Annotated in this window: 10 protein-coding genes; 5 read left to right on the top strand and 5 right to left on the bottom strand. The window is 57.5% G+C overall.

Annotated features, from left to right (window positions below; translation table 11 throughout):
* Positions 1-60 precede the first annotated feature (60 nt).
* The 4 genes from DL88_RS12780 (at position 61) to clpA (ending at position 4,312) form a co-directional block, all read left to right on the top strand.
* Entirely contained in the window at positions 61-402 is a 342-nt protein-coding gene (locus DL88_RS12780; protein ID WP_034996783.1) for a phasin family protein, read from the top strand.
* 522 nt (positions 403-924) lie between these two features.
* Complete coding sequence (locus DL88_RS20965) at positions 925-1,050, top strand: hypothetical protein (protein WP_280949206.1); 126 nt, start codon at positions 925-927, stop codon at positions 1,048-1,050.
* A gap of 405 nt (positions 1,051-1,455) precedes the next feature.
* Positions 1,456-1,809, top strand: coding sequence for an ATP-dependent Clp protease adapter ClpS (gene clpS, locus DL88_RS12775; RefSeq protein ID WP_034996779.1), 354 nt, complete (start codon positions 1,456-1,458; stop codon positions 1,807-1,809).
* A 13-nt stretch (positions 1,810-1,822) separates the two neighbouring features.
* On the top strand, positions 1,823-4,312 hold the full coding sequence (clpA, locus tag DL88_RS12770) for an ATP-dependent Clp protease ATP-binding subunit ClpA (protein ID WP_034996635.1): 2,490 nt from the start codon (positions 1,823-1,825) through the stop codon (positions 4,310-4,312).
* Between the two features lie 91 nt (positions 4,313-4,403).
* Here clpA and DL88_RS12765 read toward each other — a convergent pair whose 3' ends face one another.
* Positions 4,404-6,464 carry a PhoX family protein gene (locus DL88_RS12765; protein WP_084705169.1) on the bottom strand — a complete coding sequence of 687 codons (2,061 nt, stop codon included), beginning with the start codon at positions 6,462-6,464 and terminating at the stop codon, positions 4,404-4,406.
* Between the two features lie 217 nt (positions 6,465-6,681).
* Positions 6,682-7,335 (bottom strand): FABP family protein, encoded by a 654-nt coding sequence (locus DL88_RS12760; protein ID WP_034996633.1) that lies wholly within the window; start codon positions 7,333-7,335, stop codon positions 6,682-6,684.
* Between the two features lie 189 nt (positions 7,336-7,524).
* On the opposite strand from DL88_RS12760, the gene DL88_RS12755 reads away from it, so the two are divergent.
* Positions 7,525-7,863 carry a Rieske 2Fe-2S domain-containing protein gene (locus DL88_RS12755; RefSeq protein ID WP_034996630.1) on the top strand — a complete coding sequence of 113 codons (339 nt, stop codon included), beginning with the start codon at positions 7,525-7,527 and terminating at the stop codon, positions 7,861-7,863.
* 181 nt (positions 7,864-8,044) lie between these two features.
* Here the strand turns inward: DL88_RS12755 and DL88_RS12750 are convergent, their stop codons facing one another.
* The 3 genes from DL88_RS12750 to DL88_RS12740 all read right to left on the bottom strand — a co-directional run bounded on the left by DL88_RS12750 (position 8,045) and on the right by DL88_RS12740 (position 11,286).
* Complete coding sequence (locus DL88_RS12750) at positions 8,045-8,482, bottom strand: HIT family protein (protein WP_034996628.1); 438 nt, start codon at positions 8,480-8,482, stop codon at positions 8,045-8,047.
* A 127-nt stretch (positions 8,483-8,609) separates the two neighbouring features.
* The gene (locus tag DL88_RS12745) at positions 8,610-9,890 is read right to left on the bottom strand and encodes a GNAT family N-acetyltransferase (RefSeq protein WP_034996625.1); all 1,281 of its coding nucleotides are present in this window, start codon (positions 9,888-9,890) and stop codon (positions 8,610-8,612) included.
* 121 nt (positions 9,891-10,011) lie between these two features.
* On the bottom strand, positions 10,012-11,286 hold the full coding sequence (locus tag DL88_RS12740; RefSeq protein ID WP_034996623.1) for a flavin monoamine oxidase family protein: 1,275 nt from the start codon (positions 11,284-11,286) through the stop codon (positions 10,012-10,014).
* Positions 11,287-11,336: the final 50 nt, after the last annotated feature.

Here is an 11,336-nt window from a genome sequence, read left to right as displayed (position 1 = left end):
AATCGTCCGACAGTCCCGATCGAGTTTACGGAGGCGCTTTTTCCGCATGGGGAGTTGATAATGTCTGTTGGGTTGGAAGACTTTCAGAAGTTCGGTAAAGAGCATTTTGAGGCGGTGAACACCGCTGCTTCGGCTTTCGCTAAAAACGTTCAGGCGATCGCGACCGAAGCGTCTGACTATTCCAAGCGTTCGATCGATCACAGCTCGGCCTTCTTCGAGAAGCTGCTTGGCGCGAAGACCCTCGATACCGCTATTCAAATTCAATCCGAATTCGCCAAGACCTCCTATGCCGGCTTTGTGGCGCAGGCGACCAAGTTCGGTGAGCTTTACACCGCCCTCGCCAAGGAGGCTTTCCAGCCGCTGGAAAAGGTGATCGCGAAGGTGCAGTCGCGCGCTGAATAAGTGTCTCAGGCTCGCACCATTACACTAAGGCGCGAAGGCCTATCTTAATCGTAGCGACCGACTATCAGAATCCTATGCACTGAAAAACCCGGCTATGCCGGGTTTTTTGTTGTCTTTTGCCTGCCCCATCGATCCAGCAGCCTATTATTCGCCAGGTTGATCGTTTCGTGCAGACCTCAAGGTTTAAAGACAAGCTTCCATTTGCTTGCCGTTTCAAGCCGGGAGATCCCTGCGTTTTTTAATCAATTAGTTGATCGATATTATTAGGAAAATAATTTCATAAATTGTCTAAAGATATTGATAAATCGACAAGCTTATGCATGCGGCAGCTTGTCTCTCCTCTGCTGGTGGCGGGATGTGCAGAGGCAAAACTTTTGGCATCGTCCGAGACGATATATTTTAAAATAATAATTATTCCATCAACTTATATTCATAACTTGATGGCCCTGATCAAGATCAACAACGTGGGTCGCTTATTGCGGCTACCGCCCTGTTCGAAGTCATTCAGGGATATCCCGACAGATGCGCTTCTACGCGGTCTCGCGGGAGGCGGTGAAGGCCCGCCGCGATCGTCTCTTTCGTCAGCTTGGCGCGGAAGCGAATCTTCCCCTTGTCCATGTACCGGGGAGCCGCCATTTCTTTGGCTAAAAGGCTTCTGGCGCCGAGGGATTTTCTGAAATTGCCTATTTTTTAGAACTTTAGTGCAGGGCATTGGCATGAATTTAATGCGACAAGGCGCTTTTGCACAAAAACACGTGTGGCCGATCTCTGGGCCGCAGACTAAAATCAGAAACCAGAGAAAGTGGCGCGGCCGATGCTTTGATGGGATCTCGGATTGGAACTTGCCCTGCACTCGATGACGTTGTTCACTAGTAGGTATGGGCCTCTGGCCTTAGGCAGCAAAATCCCGCTCATACCATCAGAGCGGGACAATGAGAAGAAGACGAGGACTTAGGCGTGACGGCAGGACTTCTTCGGCGATCGAATTTCCGGGTGCAGGGACGTTTCTTGTCCGCAGTCCGTCGCCCGGCCCTGTTCACACGCCAGGCGGTGATCGCCGGTCTGCGGATACGCGGAGCTGGCAAGGATCACCAGAAAGGCGGAGACGGCGGGTCGGGCACGGCCGTCATCACCCGCCCGAAAACGCAGACGCGTCGGCCCAGCATGTATCGCGTCCTGCTTTTGAACGACGATTACACGCCCATGGAATTCGTCGTGTCGGTTTTGAAGAAATATTTCAACAAAGGGCCTGAGGAAGCGACGCGCATCATGTTGCACGTGCATCAGCATGGCGTCGGGGAATGCGGCATCTTCACCTATGAAGTCGCCGAGACCAAAGTCACGCAGGTGATGGACTACGCGCGCAAGCACCAGCATCCCCTGCAATGTATCATGGAAAAGAAATGAGAGGTTGGAGCCTATGCCGTCCTTCTCCCGCAATCTGGAACAATCGCTTCATCGGGCTCTCGCAATCGCCAATGAGCGTCATCACGAATATGCGACGCTTGAACATCTCCTTTTGAGCCTGACCGATGATGCCGATGCGGCGGCCGTTCTGCGCGCCTGCTCCGTCGACCTCGACCTTCTGAAGAAAAATCTGCGCGATTACATTGATCAGGAACTGGATAATCTGGTCAGCGATGGCCGCGAGGATGCCAAGCCTACCGCTGGCTTCCAGCGGGTGATCCAGCGCGCCGTCATCCATGTCCAATCGTCCGGACGGGAAGAAGTCACTGGCGCGAATGTGCTGGTGGCGATCTTCGCGGAGCGGGAAAGCCATGCCGCCTATTTCCTGCAAGAACAGGATATGACCCGCTATGATGCGGTGAATTACATCAGCCATGGTATCGCCAAACGGCCCGGCATGTCCGATCCGTCAAAGGCACCCCGCGGCGCCGAGGAAGAAGCCGAAGGCCGCGAAGGGAAGGATGCCAAGGACGCCGATGGCAAGAAAAAAGAAGGTGCGCTCGATGCTTATTGCATCAACCTGAACAAGAAGGCGAAGGATGGCCGTATCGATCCTCTGATCGGCCGCGAAGCCGAAGTTCAGCGCACGATTCAGGTTCTCTGCCGCCGGCACAAGAACAACCCGCTGCTCGTCGGTGATCCCGGCGTCGGCAAGACGGCCATTGCCGAAGGTCTCGCCCGCAAGATCGTCAAGGGTGAGGTGCCGGAGGTTCTTGCCGAGGCGACGGTCTTCGCGCTCGATATGGGCACGTTGCTCGCCGGCACGCGCTATCGTGGCGATTTCGAAGAACGCCTGAAACAGGTCATGAAGGAAATCGAGACGCATAAGAAGGCGATTCTCTTCATCGATGAAATTCATACGGTGATTGGCGCCGGCGCCACCTCGGGTGGGGCAATGGATGCGTCGAACCTGCTGAAGCCCGCTCTGGCGCAGGGTTCGCTGCGTTGCATCGGCTCCACGACCTATAAGGAATATCGTCAATATTTCGAAAAGGACCGGGCGCTCGTCCGGCGCTTCCAGAAGATCGACGTCAACGAGCCATCTGTCCCGGATGCGATCGAGATCATCAAGGGGCTGAAGCCTTATTTCGAAGAATTCCACAAGATTCGCTATACGACGGAAGCAGTCAAAGCGGCGGTGGAGCTTTCCGCCCGCTATATCCATGATCGCAAGCTGCCGGATAAAGCGATCGACGTGATCGATGAAACCGGCGCCAGCCAGATGCTGCTGCCGGAAGGCAAGCGCAAGAAGACGATCGGCATCAAGGAGATTGAGGCGACCATCGCGACGATGGCGCGTATCCCTCCGAAAACCGTATCCAAGGACGATGCCGAGGTTCTCGAACATTTGACCGAGACGCTGGAACGCGTCGTCTATGGTCAGAACAGCGCGATCGAGGCCCTGACGGCCGCGATCAAACTGGCGCGCGCCGGCTTGCGTGACGGCGAAAAGCCGATCGGTTCCTATCTCTTCTCGGGACCGACGGGCGTCGGCAAGACCGAAGTCGCCCGCCAGCTCGCGACGAGCCTCGGGGTCGAACTCGTGCGCTTCGACATGTCGGAATATATGGAGCGGCATACCGTGTCCCGCCTCATCGGCGCGCCTCCCGGCTATGTCGGCTTCGATCAGGGCGGCCTCCTGACCGATTCAATCGACCAGCATCCGCATTGCGTGCTGCTGCTCGACGAAATCGAGAAGGCGCATCCGGACCTGTACAACATCCTGTTGCAGGTCATGGATCACGGCAAACTGACCGACCATAGCGGCAAGCAGGTCGATTTCCGCAACGTCATCCTGATCATGACGACCAATGCGGGTGCCGCCGATATGCAGCGCGCGGCCTATGGCTTTACGTCCAACAAGCGCGAAGGCGAGGATATCGAGGCGATCAACCGGTTGTTCGCTCCCGAATTCCGCAACCGTCTCGATGCGATCGTCACCTTCGGGCATCTGCCGCCGGAAGTGATCGTCAAGGTGGTCGACAAGTTCATCATGCAACTCGATGCGCAGCTCGCCGAACGTAACGTCACGATCGAGCTGACCGACGAGGCGCGCAACTGGCTCGTCGAGCACGGCTATGACCAGCAGATGGGTGCAAGGCCCATGGCGCGTGTCATCCAGCAGACGATCAAGACACCGCTTGCCGATGAGGTTCTTTTCGGCAGGCTCAAGAATGGCGGGACCGTCAAGGTCGTTGTCACGACAGACGAGGCGGGTGCCAAAAAACTCGGCTTCGTCTACCCGGAGGGCCCGATCCTGCCGCGTCCCGACAAGGAGATCGTCGAAGCCGGCAAGAAGCGGGTGCGCCCCGAACCGGAAGTGCGCCGTGCTAAAAGCCGCCGCAAGTCGGACGAGACCAGCCCGGACGAGGATCTCGAGCGCACGGATACTCCTGACGGCGAAGGCGGCGAGCCGGTGATCAGCGAGGAACCGAAGAACTGAAACAAAATAAGTTGGCTGAACCATCGGGTTCAGCCAACCCTTTCATTGTGAGCCTAAACTTGATCCCCCGGCAAAACCGGGGGATTTTTGTTTACTTGCCGATGGAGCGGCCATCCTTGCGCCGCACGGCGACGACACTCGGACGCGTATAGGAGGCCCGATCAGGCCAGTTGCTTTTGCTATTGGGCACGCCGCCACCTTCACCCGGATGCTGAATCGCGCAGAAGAAGGTGTTGCCATCGTTCGAGAATTCCGGACCGCATACTTCAGAACCGGAAGGGCTGCTGAGGAACTGCCGCAGATAGCCGCGCTCCGGCCCTTCAGTCGCAACGGCATGGACCGCATCATTGGGGCGCCCGATATCCGCTGACGACGGTTGACCGTCGGTGGCGATCCAGAGATTGCCCTTCTTGTCGAAGGCGACATTGTCCGGCGCAGCGATCTTGCCAAGCTTGTCCACCTCGGCATAACCCGCGAAAAAGGTCGCGTTTGATGGAAGGCCGGGACTGAGCTGGCTTTCCTGCGTCAACAGGTTGAGTTCCGGATTGCCGCAGAGCAAAAACACGTTCCAAGTGAAATGGGTGGCGCCGTGATCGTCCTGATCTTCGGTCAGTTCGATAATATGGCCATTGGGGTTCGGTACGCGGGGATTGGCCTTGGCGCTTCCGGTATCGGCGACGACGGAAGTCCGCGCATTATTGTTGGTCATCGCCATATAGATCTTGCCGTTGACCGGATTGGGCTCGACATCTTCCGGCCGGTCCATCGCCGTGGCGCCGACAGCATCGGCGGCAAGCCGCGTCTTGATCAGGATTTCACCCTGGTCGGCGAATTGCGCCCGCAATACGGGATTATCGATCGTCAGTGGAATCCAGGTGCCCGTGCCATCGTCATGGAACTTGGCGACGTAAAGCGTGCCTTTGTCGAGCAAGTCGAAATTATCCCATCGGTTGCGCGGGTTGTAACGCCCCTCCGACACAAATTTGTAGACGTAATCGAACTGCTGATCGTCTCCGGTGTAGACGACGGCCTGTCCGCTTTTGGCGAGCGCGGTGGTCGCGCTTTCATGTTTGAAACGGCCGAGCGCGGTGCGCTTGCGCGGCACGAAATGCGGGTCATAGGGATCGATTTCGACGACCCAACCGAAACGGAATGGTTCGTTCGGTTCTTTGACCGTATCGAAGCGGGGATAGAAGTTTTCCCAGCGGCGCTCCGTTGCTCCGCTGGAGACGCCATAGCGGGTATGAGCCGCTTTGATCTGTGAATCAGAGATTTGTGACCTATTGGCAAAATATTGGTTGAAGTTCTCTTCGCAAGTAAGCCACGTGCCCCAGGGTGTTTTGCCCCCTGAGCAATTGTTGAGCATGCCGAGCACCTTGCGGCCCGAAGAATCATCGCTCGTGCGCATCAACGGATGGCCAGCCGCTGGCCCGGTAAGGAGCATCTGGGTGTCGCCGGTAATGCGTCGATTGAGTGGGGAGTGGCGCAGATATTTCCACTCGGATTGGCCCTTGATGGTCTTGAGCTCGATTTCGACGACGGCGCCCCCATGTGCCGCGATTTCGATATCTGCGACTTCCTTATTTGCGCCTGGCACATAACTGGCGAACATATCCTCGCCAGTCGTATATTCATGGTTGACGCAGAGAAGTGCCCGGTTTGGCGCACCATGGACCGGGAAAAAGCCAAGAAAATCGCAGTTGAAGCCGAATTGCTGGCGTTGGGCCGATGAGGCTTGGGCGGTGGGATCGAATTCGGGTGCGAAGAGCGTCAACGGATCGCCCCAACGCAGCACGACATTATATTCGTAATCCTCCGGGACGATGACATCATCCTCCTGCGACGGCTGGATTGCCTTGAAGGTTAACTGACCATTGCCGAGACTTTCCGTCTCGCCGGCGCTCAAAGGCCATCCCTTGGCCGGGGTGGGGCTCAACAGAGAAGAACCGGTCATCAGGACCGGAAGAGCGGCCGTGATTCCTCCGAGGAACGAGCGCCGCGCGAGATTGCGCGCCAGGATCGTCTGGAAGGTTTCGTTATGGGCGCGTCCGCCGGTGGAATCAGGATGAAGTCCAGGCCGGTCGATGCCAGCGGTTTCATTATCGATCGAGCTCCGTTCGGACGGGCGCGATGTCTTATTATCCGATTTCATAAATTACCCCCGCATTATTGCGCCGACCTGGGCGGCGCGGCGGGCGGTATCTGCGCACCATTCAATGTCACTATATTAAAATTAAATTTAAAATTTTCTGAACGGTAATAATCGCGGCACCGGACATGCGTTTCATCATGCCAATAGGGCCATTCGAATGATCCGAATGGCCCCATAATACTCTTAGCCTATGATTTTGCCCGATATCGCAACGGGCTCACGAAGCCTCGTGCGGCCGTGCGACGCCATTCGGGGTGGGCTCGCCGATCTTGATCAGCGTATCCTTATCGGTATGGGCAAAAGGCATTTCACCCTTGATCATCAATGTGGTGGTCTCGTCGTAGGCCCATGTTCCATCGTCATTGATCGTGATCTTGATGCGATATTCATCGGTCCGGAAGGCCTGCTCGAGAAACGGATTGGAGCAAATGCCATAGGTGGTGAGACCCCGGGTTGCGACGAGTTCGAATTCCTTCGCGTCCGGAGCGGCGGTGCCGACCGCCATTGCGGTCTGTCCGCGTGGAATGGTGAGCGTCTGGATGATCGTGCCCGTCGCGGGCTCCCAAAGCCAATAGCCGATCTGGTCGTGATAGGTTTCGATCTCACCGGGTTTGACGATATGCTGATGGTAGCGAAGCCCGTAAAGCAATTGCGGCCCGTTCGTCTGCGGATCGATAGGCTGCAGCTCCAGCCTTTCCACGAAAGCCTGCGTTTCCGGTCCCTCCCGTTTCGGATTGACGTCCAGCCCTTTCGATCCGCGCCAAATTCCCGCCATGGGACGCAGCGGACCAAGGTTCTTCAACGTGTCCTTGTCGACACCGGACGGCTCCGTATAGATATCCTTGCGATAGCTATTGTATAATTCTGTCATGGTGTCCGCTGGCTCCGAAGGTTTCGTACGACGAAGCTGGAGGAGAGAATCATGCAAGGCTCAAGTCAAGACCGGGTTGAGCTTGCGAGTGGCGGGAACGCTTCGATTGGATGGGCTTGTGCTGGTCCATAACTTGCTGGCTCCGCCAGGATATTCCATGCAAGACATTCGTTTCGGAAAGCGACCCTGATGGCGTTCACCGCACTCTGTCACACAGGTGATATTAGCGAAGGGAACACGGGCCTGTTCCAGGCGGGCCGCAAGAGCGTGCTTCTGGTCTGGCCGAAAGGTGGCGAACTCAAGGCTTATCGCGGGCGCTGTCCGCATGCGGACATGCCACTCGATAATACGACTTTCGACGGAAAGAAGGTCACGTGTCTGATCCATAATTGGGGATTTGACGCCGTGAACGGAAAATGCGTGACGCATCTCGTCCGCAACACGCTTCACCCCTATCCGCTGCGGATCGAGGGGGACGAGATTCAGGTCGATGTCGGGCCAGTCAAGCCGGCGCGCTCACCAGCCTGACCGTTTTCAAGTCGCGGAATCGCTAGAGCATTTTCCGATCAGTTTGAATCGCTTCGCGATGCCGTTTCTTTGACAATGCTCTTGTTTTCTGGGTGGAGCGTTGCCGGATGAATCCGAAACGCTCTCGGCGAATCAACATTACCTGAAAATACTCGGAGCACGATCAAGTCGTGCCGCTTGATCAGCCGGCCTCGTTCAGCGCCGCCCTGATCTTGACCGCGAGTGTCTCCAGATTTTCCGGCTTGGCCATCTCTCCCGTATGCGGCCGCAGTTCCACGCCCGCCCAGCGCGGCAGAATATGGAAATGGAGATGGAAAATGACCTGGCCACCCGCGCTCTCGCTATATTGATGCAGGGTGATGCCATCCGCATTCACCGCCTTTTTGACCGCGCGCGCCACTTTCTGGACACGCGGCATCATCTGGCTGAGCGCAGCGGCATCAATATCGAGAAGATTGCGGCCGGGCGCCTTGGGAATCACGAGCACATGACCATCGGCGCGGGGCATGATGTCCATGAAGGCCAAAGCGACATCGTCCTCGTAAACCTTGGTGCAGGGGATTTCCCCGCGAAGGATTTTGGCGAAAATATTGTTGTCGTCGTAGACCGTCGTGCTCATGCAAATCCCCGCATGGAAGCGCCGCTCGAACCTGAATGGATCGCTGATCGCGGCCCTATCCCGGATCCATCTGTCCGGTGACGCGAGTGATGCGTGAGGATAGGGCGAGGGTCAAGTAGGGCCTATTTCACGGACCTTTCTTGAAAGGTGTCAGTTCGCCGTAATGTTCGATGGCTTCATCGATATAGGCGCGTTCTTTCTTGAGATAATCATCGATTGCAAGGGCATAGCGCTTGTCTGGTATGTCATGCGCCGAGAATGTCGTGACGGGTCCATAGCCGCGCGCGAGCTTGTGTTCGCCCTGGGCGCCTGCCTCGACACGCGCGAGTCCGCGATTGATGGCGAATTCGATCGCCTGATAATAGCAGACCTCGAAATGCAGAAAGGGATGCTCCTCGATACAGCCCCAGTTACGCCCATAGAGCGCATCCTTGCCGATGAAATTGATCGCCCCGGCGATGTAACGTCCTTCGCGCTTGGCCATGACGAGGAGAATATGGTCGGCCATGGTGGCGCCGATATGCGAGAAGAATTCGCGCGATAGATAGGGCGTGCCCCATTTGCGGTTGCCGGTATCCATATAGAAGGCGAAAAACGCGTCCCAATGGTGTTCCTGGAGATCGGAGCCGGTCAAAAGCTCGATTTCAATGCCGGCGCTCAAGGCCTCCTTGCGCTCCTTCTTGATCATCTTGCGTTTGCGGGAGGCGAGACTGGCGAGAAAAGCATCGAAATCGGCGTAATTCTCGTTGATGAAATGAAATTGCTGGCCCGTGCGCTGCAAAAAGCCGGCGCGGCCGAGACTGTCCCAATCCTCCCGCGTGGAGAAGGTGACATGGATGGAAGAAGCCTCGATCTTCTCGCGCCAGGCGCGCAGGCCGGTGATGAGCCGTTGCCGCGCTTCTTCGCCATGATTTGATGCGACCAGCAGGCGCCGTCCGGTGACCGGAGTGAAGGGCACGGCGATCTGGAGTTTCGGATAATATTTCAGGCCGCCGCGATGGTAGGCATCCGCCCAGGCATGGTCGAAGACATATTCGCCATAGGAATGGGTTTTCAGATAGGCCGGTGCCGCCGCGGCGAGCCGCCCCTCCTGGTCCTTGATGATGACGTGAGTCGCCGTCCATCCATGCCGTGGATCGACCGAGCGCGAGGTTTCGAGCGCATTGAGAAAGGCGTGTGAGATAAAGGGATTGAACCGCTCGATCTCATGTTTCGAGGGTGCCGCCGATACCGCAGCCTCTGCTTCACCGAGCCCCTGGAGCATGTCGAGAGGCAGCCCTTGCGCGGACGACCCCGCTTGACCGATCCCACCGGGCGCATGCATCTCGGGATTGGCGCAGGCGTTCCACTCGTCGGGATCGATCTCGCTCATCTTCTGGACGATGTGAATCGTATAGGGAGATGTCATCGGCTCACATTCGGGCTTTGGGTGCGGGCATGAATCGAAAAGACTATGCCGTCTTAGCTCTTAACGACAATGGACAGAGCCCGATGGGGCGGCAAGCAATATCGAAACCATATGCAGCAATCTATCGAGGCGTCATCGCCTTTGCTGCAATTGGATCCCGCAAGGCAGTGATCGCCTGCAGGGCCGCCTGATCACCGGTCTCGAAGGCGCCGTGGGCAGTGCTGAATGCGTGGGACGAACAGGCTTCTCCGGCGAAGAACAGGCGCTGGTCTACCGGTTCGGCAAGACATGCACGGGCATCGGCGTGGCCGGGCAGGGCGTAGGAATAAGATCCCATCGCCAGCGGATCCTGCCCCCATGCGGTTTCCACAACCAATTTCAGGCGATGGCGCATGGTGTTGCCAAGCAACTGGCACAATTCGGAGACCGCAAAATCAAAGAAGGCGCCGGGACCTCGCGCCTCGAGATCGGCGGCGAGAGCGCCGCCGAAATAGCCTTCGATCAGGGGCCTTCCGAAAGGCCGAAGATGATAGCTGCCGGTGTCGGTCTGCGTGATCGAGCCGAATAAATGACCATCGACCGGCCAGTCTTCCGCTTGATCGAGCGCCATGAGCACCTTGTCGGCGAAACCGAGCGGCAGCGCGGCCGCGGCCTCGATTTTGTCGGGGAGCGGCGGGGAAAAACGAATCGCTTCACGTGCCAGAAGATTGGTCGGCAAAGTGATGATGACCGCTGACGCCGTCAGCATTCCCTCGTTGGTTTCGATGCGTACTTTGGCACCCGAATGATCAATGGCGAGGACCGCGCAGCCGAGCCGGAGAGGCAGGGCCGGCCAGAAATCCGCCAGCACCCGGCCATAACCCTCGATGACCCGCCAGTTGACGCCCGTATCGTGATAATTCTGATTGTCCCGTGCGGAGACACGATCGAGCGCCGCCCCGCTGAGATAGGTACTGACCGCATCGAGCAGCGGGTTCCAGCGGCAACCGGGTTCGAGCAAAGCGGAACTCGGCACGTCCGGTTCGTCGACGCCGAAATTTGCGTATCGCGCGTAAAGACGGTCGGAAGCGGCGTGATAATCCTGTTGATCCGCCGCGCTGAAACCAAGATCAAGGGTCTGCGTGCCCCAGGCGGGCAGGGTACGGTCGATCGTATATCCTCTGTTTTCGGTAAGCGGTACGAGCGGATTGCGGTCGGCCGAATGCAGCCAGCCGCAGCCGAGATCAATGGGGTAGGGAGTGTCCGTCAAAGTATAGGCACGGCCACCGGCACGCGTCCGCGCCTCCAGAACGCAGAAGCGGGCGGATGAGGCAGCGAGCCGCAAGGCGGCGCCAAGGCCCGCCGCGCCGGCGCCGACCACGGCAACGTCAAAATGGTCATTCTCAGAAAGCGGCATCGTCCGTTCCAATCCTGCAACTCGGCTTTCTGCCCGATTTTAGCATGAGA

Origin of the sequence: Beijerinckia mobilis (assembly GCF_000745425.1) — a bacterium.
GTDB lineage: Bacteria > Pseudomonadota > Alphaproteobacteria > Rhizobiales > Beijerinckiaceae > Beijerinckia > Beijerinckia mobilis.
The sequence above is the reverse complement of the archived record's forward strand: the minus strand, read 5'-3'. Positions and strand labels throughout refer to the sequence as shown.

Excerpts from the sequence above, each read along its gene's own strand:
- DL88_RS12780 (WP_034996783.1), top strand. The coding sequence starts at position 61 with ATGTCTGTTGGGTTGGAAGACTTTCAGAAGTTCGGTAAAGAGCATTTT.
- DL88_RS20965 (WP_280949206.1), top strand. The coding sequence starts at position 925 with ATGCGCTTCTACGCGGTCTCGCGGGAGGCGGTGAAGGCCCGCCGCGAT.
- clpA (WP_034996635.1), top strand. The coding sequence starts at position 1,823 with ATGCCGTCCTTCTCCCGCAATCTGGAACAATCGCTTCATCGGGCTCTC.
- DL88_RS12765 (WP_084705169.1), bottom strand. The coding sequence starts at position 6,464 with ATGAAATCGGATAATAAGACATCGCGCCCGTCCGAACGGAGCTCGATC.
- DL88_RS12760 (WP_034996633.1), bottom strand. The coding sequence starts at position 7,335 with ATGACAGAATTATACAATAGCTATCGCAAGGATATCTATACGGAGCCG.
- DL88_RS12755 (WP_034996630.1), top strand. The coding sequence starts at position 7,525 with ATGGCGTTCACCGCACTCTGTCACACAGGTGATATTAGCGAAGGGAAC.
- DL88_RS12750 (WP_034996628.1), bottom strand. The coding sequence starts at position 8,482 with ATGAGCACGACGGTCTACGACGACAACAATATTTTCGCCAAAATCCTT.
- DL88_RS12745 (WP_034996625.1), bottom strand. The coding sequence starts at position 9,890 with ATGACATCTCCCTATACGATTCACATCGTCCAGAAGATGAGCGAGATC.
- DL88_RS12740 (WP_034996623.1), bottom strand. The coding sequence starts at position 11,286 with ATGCCGCTTTCTGAGAATGACCATTTTGACGTTGCCGTGGTCGGCGCC.